The sequence below is a fragment of the Stenotrophomonas sp. SbOxS2 genome (assembly GCF_013416715.1).
GTDB lineage: Bacteria > Pseudomonadota > Gammaproteobacteria > Xanthomonadales > Xanthomonadaceae > Stenotrophomonas > Stenotrophomonas lactitubi.
The window spans coordinates 739,841-756,724 of record NZ_JAAVXD010000007.1 but is presented as its reverse complement, the minus strand read 5'-3'; the positions used below and the strand labels follow the sequence as shown (position 1 = coordinate 756,724).

The following is a 16,884-nucleotide window of genomic DNA, read 5'->3' as shown; positions in this document are numbered from 1 at the left end:
ACAAGGGGATGCCGGCCAGCGGCCGGCACTACATCACCCCAACGCTTCGACCCACCACAATGCCGCCGGCCCCGGCGGCGTATCGCGCCGCCACACCAGGTCGCTGTGGATGCGGCGCGGCCAGCCAGGTACGCGCAGCTCCAGCAGGCGGCCACGGTCGTAGCGCTGCACCAGCGCACGCGGCAGCTCGGCCCAGCCGATGCCGTCCTCGGCCATCTCCATCACCATCAGGTAGTCCGACGCAGTCCATGCCGGCCCGCTGATCGGCGGCGCGTGGTCGACCTGCGCGCTCAGCCGCACCTGCCGGTGCCGGGCCAGCTGCGCCGCCGCGCGCACGCCGGCCTGCGCCAGTGGATGGTCGCTGGCCATATACACCGCCAGTTCGCTGTGGTGGGCCAGGGGCTGGGCCACCAGCGCATCGGGGTACTGCGCCTGGCGCGGCAGCAGTCCCAGCCCGGCGCGCCCAGCATCCACCAGTTCCAGCACGTCCCGCCCTTCGGCATCCAGCCATTCCAGTTCGATCTCCGGAAATGCCTCGGCAAACCGCTGCAGCACACGTTGCGCCGGATCGAGCTGGTAGACATCGGAGAACACCACGGTCAGGCGTGGCTCCACGGGTGCGGCCAGACGCACGCTCAGCTGTTGCAGGCGCGCGTCGGCGGCAAGGATTTCCTGCGCGTGACCCAGCACCTGCCGGCCGGCGTCGGTCAGCTGCGGGTAGCGGCCGCTACGATCGAACAGGACCATGCCCAGGTCCGCCTCCAGATGGGCGATGGCGGTACTGACCGTGGACTGGGTCTTGCGCAGCCGGCGCGCGGCCGACGAGAACGAGCCCAGCGCGGCGGCCTCGACGAAGGCCTGCAGGGATTCAGGGGAATAGGGCATTGATCCATCGCTCCTGTCGATGGAATCCATTTTGATACCACCGTAAAAGGCGATGATACTGGCCGCCGTCGCCCCTGTCTGCGGGGTGTTTTGGATCATCCACGCACGGCGTGGATCTATTGACGACGGGGCGCGGTCCCCGTCCCGCAAGGAGCTTCACATGTCCCGTACTGTTCCCGCCCGTGGCGCCTTCGTCGCCTGGGCCTGCCTGACCGTGGCGATCGTCGCCGAAGTGGTCGGCACGTCCTTCATGGCCCATGCCGCCCGCGATGGCGGCTGGACCGGTTATCTGGTGATGGCCGCCGCGCTGGCGCTGTCCTATTACTTCCTGGCGCTGTCGGTGCGCCGTATCGCCGTCGGCGTGGCCTATGCGGTGTGGGAAGGCCTCGGCTTGACCCTGCTGACCGTGGTCGGCATCAGCGTGTTCGGTGAGAGCCTGTCGCTGCAGCAGCTGGCCGGTCTGGTGCTGGCGGTGGTCGGCATCGTCTGTGTCACCCTCGGGGAGGCGCACTGATGAACATGATGGCCCTGTTTTTCGTGATCTGCTCGGCGCTGATCGATGTGGCCGCCAACATGATGGTGGCAAAGTCCGATGGCTTCCGTCGCTGGCGCTGGGGTGTCGGCGCCATCGTGCTGGTCTGGATCGCCTTCGCCCTGCTGGGCCAGGCCGTGCGCTACATGGACCTGGCCACCGCCTATGCGATGTGGGGCGCGATCGGCGTGATCGGTACGGCCACCTGTGGTCGCCTGCTGTTCGGCAATCGCCTGCGCCCGATTGGTTGGGTTGGCATTGGCCTGGTCACTGTGGCGGTGTTGCTGCTCAGTACCGCGAAGTAGCGCGTCGCTGTGCCAACCAAGGTTGGCACCTACCAGAGCGTGAGCCGCCGCATGCAGGCGCCCCGGGGATGGATTCCCCGGGGCGTTGCTGTTTCTGCTGTACTCAGAAGCGTGCAGTGAAACTCAGCCGGGTGGTCCGGCCGGGGCCGGGCATCAGGCTCATCGCCAGCGTGTCCATGTAGTAGGTGTTGCGCAGGTTGTTGACCGCCAGTTCCACTTCCGTGCGTGGGGTGAACTGCCAGCGCGCATAGAAGTCGTAGATCGCGGTTGGCAGATAGATGTTCTGCAGGCCGGTCGAGCCGGTGGTGTTCCACGGCTTGTCCAGTTCATGGGTGGGGCCGCTGTTGTAGATGCGGCGGATGCCGGTATCCAGTCGCCGGTCGAACAAGCGGAATCCGAGCGTGCTGTGGATCGAGTACTTCGGCGGGTTCTGCGCATTGACGAAGGACGTACCGAAGCCGCCGTCCACGCAGTCCGGCGTGGTGTCCAGCTTGCTCCACTTCGCATACGGGTCGTCGCGCAGGCGCTTGGCCGTGGCCGCATCACAGGTGCGTGCGCGCTGGTAGTAGCTGGCCGACAGGTCCAGGTAGGCAATGCCGGCGTCATAGCCGGACTGCAGCTCGTAGCCGGAGATGGTGTAGTTGTCGACATTGTCGACATAGAACGCCCAGTTGCTGGAATCGAAGCGGCGGGTGATCGCGTTGTCGATATCGTTCTTGAACCACGCCACCTTGAAGGCCAGGCGGTCACCGTCACGCCACAGGTCACGCTTGAGCAGGCTGAAACCAATGTCCCAGGAACGGTTCTTCTCCGGCTTCAGGCCGTTGATCGGCGCCGAGGTGCTGTTGCCCAGCGTCGATTCGAACAGGCTGGGCATCTTCCAGCCCTGTGCGTATTTCACGTAGAAGAAGGCATCCGCATCCAGGTTGAAGCGGGCTTCGGCGTAGGGCGCAAAGCCATGGCCGGAACGACGGATCGCCGGCTGGTAACCCCAGGCGGTGGGAATCTTCTTGGTGTAGAAGCCGTTGGCACCGCGCGGATCGCGCTGGAAGCCGTCGAAGTCATAGGTCTGCCCCAGCGTGCTGTCGCCGTACGGCGTGGCACGCAGCGACTCGAGGGTATAGGCGCCCTGTGCATCCGGATACCACTCCTTGTACCAGCCCGGCAGCAGCTGCCCGTCCTTGCTCAGCCGCGCGAACGTGTAGCGCAGGTCGCTTGACTGGCTGACGTAGGCCACGCGGTTGCGGTCCTGCGTGCGGTAATCGGTGAAGCGCCCGCCGGCGGTCAACGACAGCCAGTCCCACGGCTGCCACTGCAGCGAGGCGACGGCGCTGGCCTCGCGCCGCGTGCCCGAGCGCAGGTAGCGGTTGTTGTTGAAGTCCACCGGCAGCACCGGCGAATTCGGTGCGGTGTCCTCATGCTGGAAGGCGGCGCCGTAGCGCAGCGTCCATTCGCCCAGGCTGTTGCTGAAGCGGGTGGTGTTGCTGCTGTCCACGCCCCAGCGCTGGCTCTTCACGTCCGACTGCAGGCCAGGGCCATAGGTCTCGCCCAGCGTGTCGGGCATGCTGTCGCCGGGGTAGTCCTTGAACAGTGGCGTGTTGGCCACGTTGCTGTTGAACATGCGGCTGGTGGCGGTGGTGAACCACAGCGTGCTGCTCAGGTCCAGCCACGGATGCGCCTCGGGCCGGTAGCGGTGGCGCAGCGAAGTGGCGTTGACGCGCATGCGCCCGGGTTCGAACTGGAACATGGTGTTGGCCTTGTCCACGTAGGTCACCCACTCGTTGGACTCGCCGACGCGGCCGATGGCCGAGGGCATGATTTCGCCGAAGCGGGAATCGAAGAAGCGGTGGCTCAGTTCCAGCCGCTGGTCGGGGTTGGGCGTCCAGACGAACTTGAGCAGTACCGATTCGTTGTCGGTGTGGGTGTTCAGTACTTCATCGCCGGGGTGGTAGATCGATGACACCGGCTGGCTGGTCATGCCGGTGCCGCCGCTGGACAGGTGCTGGTCGTCGTAGCGGTCTGCACCGTTGCGGCCGGCGAAGTAATTGCCCTGGCGCCGCCGTGCATAGGCCGCCACGAACTGCCAGTCCTCGCCACGCTGGGCGAAGGCCACGCTGCCGTTCCAGTCGCGCGGATCGCGCAGGCTGTTGCGGTTGTCGTTGCCGCGTGCCACCTGCTTGAACACGTGGGTGCGGTCGATGCTGTTGTCGGCCACGCCGGCGCGCACGCGCAGGCCCCAGGGCTGGTCTTCGTCCAGGATGTCGTCGGCAGTGAGCGTTTCCATGTACACCACGCCACCGATGGCACTGGCCGCGTTCGCCGCCAGGCTCGGACCCTTCTCGATGCTGACCGCACTCACTAGATCCGGGTCCAGGTAGCTGCGCTGCTGCACGCCGGCATAGCCACGGTAGACATCGATGGCCTGTTGGCCGCCATCAATGATCACCGGCACCCGGTTCTGGCCCTGCAGGCCGCGGATGTTGACGTCCAGTGCGCCGCCGTTGCGCACATCGCCGGTATGCACACCGACGGCACCGGCCAGGACATCGCCGATCGACTGGCCGCGGAACCGCTCCAGCTGCTGGCGATCCAGATGCACGCGCGAGCCGCTGTCACGGTAGACCGCATCGGCATCGGCCAGGCCCCACGGTGAAGCGCCTTCGCTGGCCTCACCGCCAACACGCAGGGTGCCTATCTGGCGAGCACCATCATTGTCGCGCGCCGGCGCGTGGCGCAGCACGACACCATCGGCATCGCGCTGGAAGGTGAGCCCGGTGCCGGCCAGCAGCTGCGACAGTGCCGCATCCACCGACTCCGCGCGCTGCACGCCGGGGCTGCGCAGGCCACGGGTGAGGCGCGCATCGACGGCAACGTTGAGTCCAGATTGCTGGCCGAAGGCGGTGAGGGCCTGGTCGAGCGGACCGGCAGCGATGCGCCACTGGCTGACTGTTGCGGCGGCGTTCTGTGCATGCGCACTGACTGGCAGGACGGCAGGCACGGTGATGGCCAGGCACAGTGCCAGTGTCAGTGGGCGAGGGGACGGAAGGGGGCGGGGGGACGTCATGGGGCGGTGTTCCGCAATGGGTTCTCCTGTACTGCCCGGTGAGCGGCAGAAAAGGGAACCGCGCGATCAGGCCGGGCGCAGCACGGTCCACCAGGGCCAGCGTTGCTCGATGCGGATCGGCAGGGCGCGCGCCAGCAACGGCAGTGCCTGCAGGCTGTCCAGCCGCGGCAGCACCGCTGTCACCTTCAGCGCTGCCACGCGCGGATCGCAGCCCAGGTAACCGCGGTGATGGCGTGCCAGTTCATCGACCACCCGCAGCAATGGCGTGTCAGTGACCTGCAGGCGGCCGTCGGTCCAGTCACCGCGCAACGGATCGGCAGCCACCGGCTGCAGTGCACCCAATGCACCAATGCGCGCCCCGCTACCGGCAACCACGTCCAGCGCCGTGCCCAGCAAGGGCAGACAACGGACCGCACCTTCGAACACATCCAGCCGACTGTCCGGTCCGCAGCGGCCGACCGCAAAGCGCGTCCCCATCGGCTGCAGGCGGGCGCCGGCGGTGTGTACGGTCAATGGCAGATGGGCGTAGGCCGGCGCATGCCCTGTCTGCAGCAGCAGTTCGCCCCGCAGCAGGTACAGGGCACGACGGCCTTCGGCGACATCGACGACGACTTCGCTGTCGGCGTTGAGCCACAGCTGGCTGCCGTCGCGCAGGGTCCACGCGCCGGTATGTCCTGCCGCGGTGCGCAGCGGCAGTCGTTGCCGCTGCGATTGCAGGCCCTGCAGACCGAGCAGCGAAAGCGCTCCCAGCCCCAACGCGCCACCGATGCCGCGCAGGGCGCGACGACGACGACGGCCCGCTGCATCCAGCGCCTGCGCGGCAGCATGCGGCGCCAGCGGAGCAAACGAGGTCCAGATGGATTCGACCCGCTGCCACGCACGGGCGTGTTCGGCATGCTCCCGCAGCCACGCTTCCCAGCGGCGTTGATCGTCGCCACTCCAGGCGCCCTGCTGGCGCAACGCGAACCACTCGGCGGCCTGTTCAAGCGCCGGAGAGGCGATACCTTGGCTCATGCCGGGAGGTCGCCGCTGAGCTGCAGGCAATGCAGCATGGCCTGCGCCATGTACTTCTTGACCATCCGTTCGGAGACGCCCAGCTGCTGGCCGATCTGCGCATAGCCCATGCCGGAGAGTCGCGCCATGAGGAAGGCGCGCCGCGGCCGCTCTGGCAGGCCCTGCAGCATGTCGGCGATGGCATGCAGCAGCTGCAGCGCCTGGGTGCGTTCTTCGGCGGAGGGATGCACCGGCTCCGGTTGTGCTGCCAGCGCCGCCAGATAGGCCCGCTCCAGATCGGCACGCTGCCAGTGGTTGACCAGCAGCGCGTGGGCGATGGTGGTCAGGTAGGCGCGTGGCAGGCGCAGCTCGGTGGGGTCCACCCGGCGGCTGAGCAGGCGGACGAAGGTGTCCTGGGTCAGGTCGGCTGCACATTCGGCGTTGTGGGTGCGCCGCCGCAGCCAGCCCAGCAGCCAGCCGTGGTGTTCGCGGTAGAACCCCGCCAGCACGGAGCTGGAGGTGGCGGGCACGGCCATCGGATTCAATCGTCAATGAGAATGATTCCCATTATAGTCGCGTGAAGACGCCCGCGACAAACCCGCGGCGGCCGGCGCCGTTGCCGTCGTCGATACGGTGGTCGACACTTGGGCTTTCCCGCAACGGAGTGCCCGCATGTTCAGTCACGTCACCGTCGGAACCAACGACATGGCGATCTCCCGTCGCTTCTACGATGCGTTGTTCACCGCCGTCGGCGCCCGCACAGGCGTGTTCGATGACGAGGGCAAGCTGGTCTACATCAAGGATGGACGGATGTTCATGGTCATCCCGCCCATCGATGGACAGGCGGCATGCCACGCCAACGGTGGCACCATCGGCTTTGCGCTGGCCGACCCACAGGCGGTGCATGCCTGGCAGGAAGCGGGCGTGGCCCATGGCGGTACTGCGGTGGAAGACCCGGCTGGCGTGCGGCAGAAGGCAGGGCGCCAGTTGTACCTGGCCTACCTGCGTGATCCGGACGGCAACAAGCTGTGCGCCGTGCATGTGATGCAGTAAGGCCGGAGCGGCGCGCGCGCCGTGCAGGCGCGCGAGTAACACGGATGGAGGCAGGATCGTGCCTGCGCGGTGCCACGACTTCATCCTGTGTCCACTGCTGTTCATCCAGAATCCGCCGGCTCACTTTCTGATCGATCCGGAGATGGCTGCCCATGGAAGCACTGGAGCCTCAACATCAGCCGGTGCGAACCCTGCGGCCCGTCTTCGCCTTCGCGGCGATCGTCGTCGTTGCCTTCGCACTGTTCGTCAGCCTGTTCCCGCTCGGCGCCGGTCGCCTGCTGGTCAAGGCGCAGGACTGGGCCGCACTCAACGTCGGCTGGTACTACCTGCTGGCGATGACTCTGTACCTGGTGTTCGTGGTCGGCGTGGCGTTGTCCAAGTACGGCGGCATCAAGCTCGGTGCCGACCATGACGAACCGGAATTCAGCTATCTCTCCTGGGCCGGCATGCTGTTCGCTGCAGGCATCAGCATCACCCTGTTCTTCTTCTGCGTTTCCGAACCGCTGACCCATTACCTGCAGCCGCCGCAGGGTGATGGCTCAGCAGGCGAGGCCGGTGCGCGCCAGGCCATGCAGCTGCTGTTCCTGCACTGGGGCCTGCATGGCTGGGGCGTGTTCGCGCTGGCGGCAATGGCGATGGCCTATTTCGCCTATCGGCACAACCTGCCGTTGGCGCTGCGCTCGGCGCTGTATCCGCTGATCGGCAAGCGCATCAACGGCCCGATCGGCTACACCGTCGATGCCTTGGGCATCGTCGCCACGGTGTTCGGCATCGGCGCGGACATGGGCTTCGGCGTGCTGCATCTCAACGCCGGCCTGTCGCACCTGTTCAATGTGCCGCACTCCAACCTGGTGCAGATCCTGCTGGTGGTGGCGATGATGGGCGCGGCCGTCGCGGTGGCCGTGTCCGGGGTGGAGAAGGGCGTGCGCTGGATGGCCAACATCAACATGCTGCTGGCGATCGCGCTCGTGCTGTTCATGCTCTGCGCCGGCCCCACCCAGTACCTGCTCAGCACGCTGATGCAGAACCTGGGTGATTACCTGGGCAGCGTGGTGGGCAAGAGTTTCGACGTGTACGCCTATGGTGGCCGGCCGGAATGGTTGGGCGGCTGGACGGTGTTCTACTGGGCCTGGTGGATCGGCTGGGCGCCGTTCGTCGGCCTGTTCATCGCGCGCATCTCGCGCGGCCGCACCATCCGCGAATTCGTGTTCGGCGTGCTGCTGATTCCGCTGGGCTTCACCCTGGCGTGGCTGTCGATCTTCGGCAACAGCGCGCTGGACCAGGTGCTGCACCATGGCCAGCAGCAGTTGGCGCAGCTGGCGGTGGATGATCCACCGACGGTGCTGTATGCGTTGCTGGATGGCTACCCGTGGAGCAAGGCGGTGATCGGGGTGACCGTGCTGGTCAGCTTCATCTTCTTCGTGACGTCGGCCGATTCCGGCGCGGTGGTGCTGTCCACGCTGTCCTCGCACGGCGGTGCGCCAGAGGATGATGGCCCGCGCTGGCTGCGCGTGTTCTGGGGCACGGTGATCGCGGTGCTGACCGCCGGCCTGTTGCTGGCCGGCAGCATCGATGCGCTGAAATCCGCGGTGGTGCTGGCATCGTTGCCGTTCTCTGCGGTGCTGCTGTTGATGATGTGGGGCCTGACCCGTGCCTTCAGTGACGAGTCGCACCGCAAGCGCGCGCAGCAGTTCAGGCCATCGCCGTTGATCGGCGATGATCGCCACCACCAGGGCTGGCGCCAGCGCCTGACCCAGGCCATGAACTTCCCGGTACGCGACCAGGTGTACCGCTTCATGGATGACACGGTGAAGCCGGCGATGGAGGCGGTGGCCGAGCAGCTGGGTGAGCAGGGCTGGGATGTGCAGACGCGCTTCGAAGCGGGCGACATGGAGCTGTCAGTCAACCACGGTGAGCAGCAGGACTTCCTGTACCGGGTGATCCTCAGTGGCTACCTGACCCCGTCCTTCGCCGCGCAGCAGCTGCGCAACCAGCGCTACTACCGCGCCGAAGTACATCTGTACGAAGGCAGCCAGGACTACGACCTGGTCGGCTACAACCGCAAGCAGATCATCAACGACATCATCAGCCAGTACGAACGGCACCTGCAGTTCCTGCACCTGAGCCGTTGATGCAGCCACGCCGGGCATGGCCCGGCCTTCGATGGGTGCGGACCGTTGGTCCGCACACGCCTGTAGTGCCGGCCGCTGGCCGGCAACGCGAACGGGGCGGCGCATCACCGCCGCCCCTGCCGTTCAATCAGAACCGGTAACGTGCGCCCAGCGAAACGAACTGACCGCGCAGGTTGTACTGGCTGATGTCGAAGCCGCTGGAGCCGCCGGCCGGATCGAACGGCGGATCCTTGTCGGTCAGGTTCAGCACCGACAGTGACAGCGTGGTCTTCGGAATGCCCTCGTAGGCCACGTACAGGTCCAGCTGATGGTAGGGCTTGACCTTGTCGCGCAGGCCCGGATTGCTGGTGGCGGTGGCCACGCGCTGGTCATAGCCGCTCACGTACTGCAGGCTCAGCGTGCTGCTCCAGTCACCTGCCGCCCAGTTCAACGACGTGGTGCCGCGCGTGCGTGGCAGGGCGCCATGGCGGTTGTTGCCGGCACCGTCATACGGTGCCTGTCCAGCCACCAGCGGCTGCTTGAAGCTGAGCAGGTGGGTCCAGCTGCCAGCCACGGTGAAGTTGCCCCAGCCATCGGTGCGGAAGGTGCGGTTGGCTTCCAGGTCGATGCCCGAGGTGGTCAGCTCGCCCTGGTTGGCGTACTGGTTGGTGATGATCTGGATGCGGCCCTGTGCATCGCGCTGCACGCGGCCGGGGAACAGGTCCGGGTTGTTGACGATGAACTGCGCGCTGTCCGGCTTGACCAGGTTGTCCTGCTCGATGCGGTACCAGTCCAGGCCGATGCTGGAATCGGCATCCGGGGACCATACTGCGCCGACGTTGAGGTTGCGCGAGCGTTCGGCTTTCAGGTCCGGATTGCCGGTGCGCAGGTTGGTCACGCCACGGCTGCCACCGGGCTGCAGCGGATCGAACGGATCGACTACCGAGCCGTAGCTGATGGTCTGCCCCGGCGCGATCTCCGGCAGCGACGGTGCACGGAAACCGCGCGAGAACGAACCGCGCAGCAGCAGGCTGTCCAGCGGCTGCCAGCGCAGCGCGAACTTCGGCGAGAACGCCTTGCCGAAATCATCGTAGTGGTCACCGCGACCGGCCACCTGCAGCTCCAGCGTGCGGTGCAGCGGCACGCTGAACTCGGCATAGGCGGCACTGACCTGGCGTTCGCCGTCGACGATGTTGATCGCCGGGCGCAGCTCGGTACCGGACAGCACCTGCGCACTGGTGCGCGCGTCCAGCGATTCCTTGCGGAATTCCGCGCCCCAGGCGAAGCCGATCGCACCGGCCGGCAGTTCCCACAACGAGGTCGATGCCTTGATGTTGAGCGAATGCAGCTTGTACCAGCCCGGACGCTTGGTTTGCAGGCGCAGGTCGTCCAGTGCGCCCGGCGTGCTGGACGGATCGAGGAAGTTGTAGCTGCCATCGCGCAGGATCTGCTGGAAGGCGTAGCGGTCCACGAAGTTGTCCACGTACTCGCGCTGCGCGCTCTGCGAGGTCAGTGCGGCCACTTCCCAGTCCCAGCGTTCACCGGTGCCACGCACGCCGGCCAGAGCGCGGTAGAACACCTGGGTGTTGTCCTTCAGGCGCGGGCCGAGATCGAAGAAGGTGTATTCGAACGGCAGCGGCGCGCTGCCCGGATTGTTCGGATGGCCGACCGGCAGCACGGCGGCGATATCGGTCAACGTGCCGGTGGCGGGATTGTAGGCACGCAGGCCAGGGCCGACCGTCAGCGGCGCGCTGAAGATCTGGTCGGCCTTGTTGTGGCTGTACAGCACATCAGCGAAGGCTTCGATGCTGTCGTTGAAGCGGTAGGTCGCGCTCAACGACGCCTGCAGGCGCTCGGCGCCGGGCTGCAGGGTCTTGAACGGCTGTGCGTTGAAGGCGCAGGCCTGGCCGGGCAGGGTGCTGCCGAAGTCACTGTAGGGACGCAGCTCGCTGCCATCGGGGCAGGACGAGAACGGCTGCGGCGCGCGCGGGTTGGCCAGCGTGTTGCCGCCAGCGGTGGACCAGCCGGCCAGACGGCCACCGGGCTTGTCGCGGAAATCGCCGTCGCGGGTGTACGCGCGCTGGTCGGCGTCGAGGCGGTCGCGCTTGAGCAGATCCAGCCCGAACAGCACGTTCCAGCCCTGCTGTTCGAGGTCACCGAAGCCGGCCAGCAGGTTGGCCTTGCGCTCGTTCAAACCGCCCTGGGTGGCGGTGCCGAAACCGCCGCCGACCTCCACGCCCTGGAAATCACGGCGCAGGATGATATTGATGACACCGGCGATGGCATCCGAGCCGTATACAGCCGAGGCGCCATCCTTCAGCACTTCGATGCGCTCGACCGCGCTGATCGGCAGCGCATTGAGGTCGACGAAGGTGTCCTGGGTGTTGAGCGCGAAGCCGAAGTTGGCCACGCGGTAGCCATTGACCAGCACCAGCGTGTTCTTCGGTGACAGGCCGCGCAGGCCGATCGACGCCGAGCCTGCAGCGAAGCTGCCGGTGTACTGCTCGTCGAAGCTGTTGCCGGCGTTGGCCGACAGGTTGCGCAGCACGTCGGTGAGGGTGGAGCGGCCGGTCTGCAGGATCTGCTCGCGGGTGACGATCTGCACCGGGTTGGGGCCGGCGGTGTCGCTGCGCTTGATGTTCGAGCCGGTCACCAGCACGGTGCCGAGGGTGGTGCTGTCCTTGCCGGTATCGGCGGTTTCAGCGGCGCCGGCAGTGCCGGCGACGAGGGCCAGCGCGACCGCGCTGGAAAGCAGGGTGGTGCGATACATGGAAGCGACTACGCCAAACGGGGGAGGAGCCGTCAGTACCGCACGCGGGTCTGTGCGCCTTCCAATGACGAAAGCGCATTCAGTTATACATCACAGGTTCTTAACGAAAGTCAGCGCCCTTGGTGGAATGGCCTGTGCTCCGGTGGGTGCGGACCGTTGGTCCCCACGCCAGAGGGAAAGCAGCCGAGCATGGCTCGGCTCTACAGAAAGGTGTGCCAAGCCATCAAGGGCGCAGCAGCACCTTGCCATTGCGACCCGAGCCAGCACCGGCCTTTGCGGCCTGGGCGATGTCGTCCAGGGCGAAGATCCGCTCCACCGGCAAGGTCAGTTCACCACCGGCCGCGCGCTTCAGCAGCTCGCCAACCAGCCTGCGCTTGTCTTCCACCGCCATCGCCTGGCTGACCTTGCTGCCCCAGAAGCCCTTCACCGTGGCTTCCTTGTAGATCAGGCCACCGGCGGGAATGCGCATCGGCTCGCCGCTCATCACGCCGAACGAGACCAGGGTGCCGTGGTGACCGAGCAGGTCGACCAGGTCGCCGCTGGCATCGCCACCGATGGAATCGACTGCAGCCGCCGCCTGTGCTTCGCCGGTGGCTTCGCGCACGCGGTCCTTCCAGCCGTCCACCGACGTATCGAACACGTGATCGATGCCGAGCGCCTGCAGCTGCGCCACAGCTTCCCCATTGCGCACAAGGTTGGCCACGTGCACACCGCGGGCCCTTGCCAGCATCGCCAGCGATTTGCCGACGGCACCGTTGGCGGTGTTCTGTACGACCCACTGGCCCGGCTCGACGCGCAGGAACTCCAGCAGCATCAGCGCGCTCAGCGGCATCGCGATCAGCTGTGCGGCCATCTCGTCGGGGATCGACTCCGGCATCGGGATCACCATCCGTGCCGGCGCGATGAACGCTTCGGCCCAGGTGCCGTGCACCGAGGCGGCGGCAACACGCTGGCCGATCTGCAGGTCATCGACGCCCTCGCCGAGCGCATCGACAACGCCCAGTGCTTCGCTGCCACCGATCGCCGGCAGCGTCGGCTTGTAGCCGTACAGGCCACGCACTGTCAGCAGATCGTGGTTGTGGATCGAGGCCAGCACGGTGCGGATGCGCACCTCGCCGGGGCCGGGTTCGGGCAGTGCGGCGTCGGCAACGGCAAGGACGTCGGCCGGGTCGCCGAAGGAGGAGTACTGGGCAGCGCGCATGAGCGGTGTTCCGGAAAAGTTGATGTGATACCGAACTGGGGACGTGTGCGGCGTCAACAAGGTGATGGCGGTGCAACACGGCATCCTGCGACCGATGGTCGCGACATGACGTGATTACTGCATCTTGTGTTGACGGCTCGGGGCATCCCCACTATGTTGTGGCCGTCACTCCCGGTCAGCCGCCGCCGCCGGACATGCAGCAAACGTCCCGCGGCCCGCCCCTGAAGGCTTGCCGTGTCGACGCGGCCGCCATGGTGCGGACGCAGGTCGCCCCCACGGCCCGGATACCGGCCGCAGGCGCAGGCAGATGCCGACGACCTACGTTCCTGCACCCTGGCACTTCACCCGTTCGCTCCGCGCGCCGGTATCGCGTGCAGGGCCGCCATGGCATCGGGCGCCGACGCGCGTACGAGCCTGGAGTTCCACCACCATGACCGACAGTACCTTCCGCGTGGCCGACCTGGCCGGCGCCGGCGACGCCATGCGCGCCAGCGGTGAGCGCGTGCCGACCTGGATCACCAAGGAAGCCGGCAATCGTCGCCTGCCGTACGATGCGGCACGCCTGCTGCGCAGCATCGACACGATCCATGCCGAGCTGCCGCAGCTGGATGTGGCCGACTACCGCCGCGTGGTGCTGGCGATGGTCGAGCGCAAGCCCAGCATCAGCGCCGATGATCTGGTGGATCTGCTGATCCGCGAAGCGGAATCGCGCGTCGATCTTGTCGCGCCCGAGTGGGAACAGTTTGCCGCACGCCTGTACCTGCGCCGGCTGTACAAGCGTGCCAGCCGCAATCGCTTCTACGATGTCAGCCTGAAATACGGCTCCTACGTGGGCCTGCAGGAAAGCCTGGCCGACCGCGGCATCTACAGCAACGACATCCTGCGCTGCTATTCGAAGGAAGAACTGCAGCAGGCCGGCGAGATGATCGACCCCGAGCGCGATCGTCTGTTCGCCTACAACGGCCTGTACCTGCTGGCCACGCGCTATCTGGCCACCGATCGCAGCCGCGAGGTGTATGAACTGCCGCAGGAACGCTGGCTGACCATCGCCCTGTACCTGATGCAGAACGAGGGCGGGCCGGGTGAGAACGGCCGCGTGCGCCGCATGCAGCTGGTGGGCGAGGCTTACTGGGCACTGTCCAACCTGTACATGACGGTGGCCACGCCGACCCTGGCCAACGCCGGCAAGGTCGGCGGCCAGCTGTCGAGCTGCTTCATCGATACCGTCGATGACAGCCTGCAGGGCATCTATGACTCCAACACCGATATTGCCCGCGTGTCCAAGCACGGCGGCGGTGTGGGTGCGTACCTGGGGTACGTGCGCAGCAGTGGTGCGCCGATCCGCGGCGTGCCCAACTCGTCCGGCGGCGTCGTGCCGTGGATCAAGCAGCTCAACAACACCGCGGTGTCGGTCGACCAGCTCGGCCAGCGCAAGGGCGCGGTGGCGGTGTACCTGGACATCTGGCATCGCGACATCGAAGCCTTCATGGACCTGCGCCTGAACAACGGCGACCAGCGCCTGCGCGCGCACGATGTGTTCACCGCGATCTGCGTGCCCGATCTGTTCATGGAGGCGGTCGAGCGCCGGGCCGACTGGTACCTGTTCGATCCGCACGAGGTGAAGCAGGCCAAGGGCTGGTACCTGCAGGACTTCTACGACGAGAAGCGCGGGCAGGGCAGCTTCCGCGACCGCTACGCCGAACTGGTCGCCGACGAGCGCATCAGCCGCCGCACGGTGAAGGCGATCGACCTGTTCAAGCGGATCATGCTCAGCCAGCTGGAAACCGGTAACCCGTTCCTGTTCTACCGCGACGAAGTGAACCGGAAGAACCCGAACAAGCACGCGGGCATGGTCTATTCCAGCAACCTGTGCACCGAGATCCTGCAGAACATGAGCCCGACGCGGATGATCCAGGAGATCGTCAGCGGCGACCAGATCGTCACCACCCGTCGTGCCGGTGACTTCGTGGTCTGCAACCTGTCATCGATCAACCTCGGCCGTGCCATCACCGCTCCTGAGGATCTGCTGGCCACCGATGTGCTGGAGCGGTTGATTCCGATCCAGGTGCGCATGCTCGACAACGTGATCGACCTCAATGCGCTGCCGGTGCCGCAGGCCACCATCACCAACCACAAGTACCGCGCCATCGGCCTGGGCACGTTCGGCTGGCACCATCTGCTGGCCCAGCAGTCGATCCACTGGGAATCGCCCGAGGCCGAGGAACTGTCTGATCGCCTGTTCGAGCGCATCAACTTCCTGACCATCCAGGCCAGCGCGCAGCTGGCCAGGGAAAAGGGCAGCTACCCGATGTTCGTCGGCAGCGACTGGCACAACGGCAACTATTTCCGTGACCGCGATTACAGCGGCGCGGCCTGGGACAGTCTTGCACGCGAGGTGGCGAGCAACGGCCTGCGCAACGGCTGGCTGCTGGCAGTGGCGCCGAACATGAGCACCGCACAGATCGCCGGTTCCACCGCGTCGATCGATCCGATCTACAGCGCGTTCTACTACGAGGAAAAGAAGGACTTCCGGCGGCCGGTAGCTGCACCCGGGCTGTCGCTGGAAACCTGGCCGTACTACGAGAAGGGTGCCTACAAGGTCGACCAGTTCGCCAGCGTGCGGCAGAACGCGCGCCGCCAGCGCCATGTGGACCAGTCGATCAGCTTCAACCTCTACGTGCCGAGCACGATCCGCGCCAGCACGCTGCTGGAGCTGCACCTGAGTGCCTGGCGGGAAGGGCTGAAGACCACCTACTACGTGCGCTCCAACGACATCGACATCAGCGAATGCGAGTGGTGCTCGAGCTGACCGCTGCGCCCCCTGTAGAGCCGAGCCCACGCTCGGCTCAGGCGCGAAGAGCAGCCGAGCATGGGCTCGGCTCTACATCCGCAACGCACGCAATACGAAGGCAGAAGACCATGGCAACGCCCCTCGACCGCATCAAGATCCTCGAACCGCGCCACCCCAACCGCAGCACCGGCATCATCAACGGCCGCACCAGCGGCATCCTGAACTGGAACGACATTCCCTACCCGTCGTTCTATCGCGCCTACAAGGAGCTGTCGACCAACTTCTGGATCCCCGACGAGGTGGACATGAAGGTGGATGCACGCCAGTACGGCGAGCTCAACGCGCGCGAGAAGAACGCCTACGATTCCATCATCGGCCTGCTGGCCACGCTGGATTCGCCGCAGACGCGCTTCATCTACAACGTCGCCGAATACATCACCGACCCAGCCGCGCACGCCAACGCGGCGATCATCGGTCAGCAGGAAGTGATCCACAACGAGAGCTACAGCTACGTGCTGGCCTCGATCACCGATCTTCCCAACCAGAACCGCATCTTCGAGATCGCCCGCACCCACCCGACCATCATCAAGCGCAACGCGCCGATCATGGGGGCGTATGACGATTTCATGCGCGAGAAGACCGCCGAAACCCTGCTGAAGTCGCTGATCCAGTCCTCGATCCTGGAAGGCATCAACTTCTATTCCGGGTTCGCCTATTTCTACAACATGGTGCGGCAGAACCGCATGAACGGCACCGGCAAGATCATCAGCTTCATCAACCGTGACGAGCTGGCCCACACCAAGTTCATCAGCGAGCTGATCCGCGCCATCATCGGCGAGAACCCGGAGCTGCAGACCAACGAGCTGACCGCCTACGTGCACCAGTCGTTCGAACATGCCATCGAACTGGAAACCCAATGGTCGGCGGAGGTGCTTGATGGCATCGACGGCATCGACGTGGACGAGATGGTGCGCTACGTGAAGTACCGCGCCAACAAGATGGCCGGCATGCTCGGCATCGAGCGCCTGTACAGCGACACCACCGACAACGTGATGCCGTGGATCAAGGCCTACGCCGACAACTTCACCGAGACCAAGACCGACTTCTTCGAGATGCGCAATGCAAGTTACAAGAAGACCAACGTCGACAACGGCTTCGACGACCTCTGAGCGCGGCCCG

12 protein-coding genes are annotated in these 16,884 nt (G+C 66.0%); 6 read left to right on the top strand and 6 right to left on the bottom strand.

Going from position 1 to position 16,884, the window contains the following annotated elements; all coding sequences use genetic code 11:
• Positions 1-33 precede the first annotated feature (33 nt).
• Positions 34-885, bottom strand: a complete 852-nt coding sequence (locus tag HFK18_RS18070) for a LysR family transcriptional regulator (RefSeq protein WP_180167309.1) — start codon at positions 883-885, stop codon at positions 34-36.
• Between the two features lie 160 nt (positions 886-1,045).
• Here HFK18_RS18070 and HFK18_RS18065 point away from each other — a divergent pair, with 160 nt between their 5' ends.
• Positions 1,046-1,399 (top strand): SMR family transporter, encoded by a 354-nt coding sequence (locus tag HFK18_RS18065; RefSeq protein ID WP_032975306.1) that lies wholly within the window; start codon positions 1,046-1,048, stop codon positions 1,397-1,399.
• Positions 1,399-1,722: a multidrug efflux SMR transporter gene (locus HFK18_RS18060; RefSeq protein WP_108268048.1), complete on the top strand. Its 324-nt coding sequence runs from the start codon at positions 1,399-1,401 to the stop codon at positions 1,720-1,722. Before HFK18_RS18065 ends, HFK18_RS18060 begins: the two co-directional genes overlap by 1 nt.
• A gap of 103 nt (positions 1,723-1,825) precedes the next feature.
• On the opposite strand, the gene HFK18_RS18055 is transcribed toward HFK18_RS18060, so the two are convergent.
• The 3 genes from HFK18_RS18055 to HFK18_RS18045 all read right to left on the bottom strand — a co-directional run bounded on the left by HFK18_RS18055 (position 1,826) and on the right by HFK18_RS18045 (position 6,315).
• Positions 1,826-4,786 carry a TonB-dependent receptor gene (locus HFK18_RS18055; RefSeq protein ID WP_180167308.1) on the bottom strand — a complete coding sequence of 987 codons (2,961 nt, stop codon included), beginning with the start codon at positions 4,784-4,786 and terminating at the stop codon, positions 1,826-1,828.
• A 66-nt stretch (positions 4,787-4,852) separates the two neighbouring features.
• Positions 4,853-5,800 carry a FecR domain-containing protein gene (locus tag HFK18_RS18050; RefSeq protein ID WP_180167307.1) on the bottom strand — a complete coding sequence of 316 codons (948 nt, stop codon included), beginning with the start codon at positions 5,798-5,800 and terminating at the stop codon, positions 4,853-4,855.
• Positions 5,797-6,315 (bottom strand): sigma-70 family RNA polymerase sigma factor, encoded by a 519-nt coding sequence (locus tag HFK18_RS18045; protein WP_180167306.1) that lies wholly within the window; start codon positions 6,313-6,315, stop codon positions 5,797-5,799. The genes HFK18_RS18050 and HFK18_RS18045 overlap by 4 nt, the downstream gene beginning before the upstream one ends.
• Positions 6,316-6,451: 136 nt before the next feature.
• On the opposite strand from HFK18_RS18045, the gene HFK18_RS18040 reads away from it, so the two are divergent.
• Entirely contained in the window at positions 6,452-6,832 is a 381-nt protein-coding gene (locus HFK18_RS18040) for a VOC family protein (protein WP_180167305.1), read from the top strand.
• A gap of 152 nt (positions 6,833-6,984) precedes the next feature.
• Complete coding sequence (gene betT / locus HFK18_RS18035; protein WP_180167304.1) at positions 6,985-8,964, top strand: choline BCCT transporter BetT; 1,980 nt, start codon at positions 6,985-6,987, stop codon at positions 8,962-8,964.
• Between the two features lie 127 nt (positions 8,965-9,091).
• On the opposite strand, the gene HFK18_RS18030 is transcribed toward betT, so the two are convergent.
• Positions 9,092-11,713 (bottom strand): TonB-dependent receptor, encoded by a 2,622-nt coding sequence (locus HFK18_RS18030; protein ID WP_180167303.1) that lies wholly within the window; start codon positions 11,711-11,713, stop codon positions 9,092-9,094.
• A gap of 223 nt (positions 11,714-11,936) precedes the next feature.
• On the bottom strand, positions 11,937-12,914 hold the full coding sequence (locus HFK18_RS18025) for a zinc-binding dehydrogenase (protein WP_180167302.1): 978 nt from the start codon (positions 12,912-12,914) through the stop codon (positions 11,937-11,939).
• Between the two features lie 481 nt (positions 12,915-13,395).
• Here HFK18_RS18025 and HFK18_RS18020 point away from each other — a divergent pair, with 481 nt between their 5' ends.
• Positions 13,396-15,723 (top strand): ribonucleoside-diphosphate reductase subunit alpha, encoded by a 2,328-nt coding sequence (locus HFK18_RS18020; RefSeq protein ID WP_257216330.1) that lies wholly within the window; start codon positions 13,396-13,398, stop codon positions 15,721-15,723.
• 110 nt (positions 15,724-15,833) lie between these two features.
• Complete coding sequence (locus HFK18_RS18015) at positions 15,834-16,874, top strand: ribonucleotide-diphosphate reductase subunit beta (RefSeq protein ID WP_025878567.1); 1,041 nt, start codon at positions 15,834-15,836, stop codon at positions 16,872-16,874.
• Positions 16,875-16,884 lie beyond the last annotated feature (10 nt).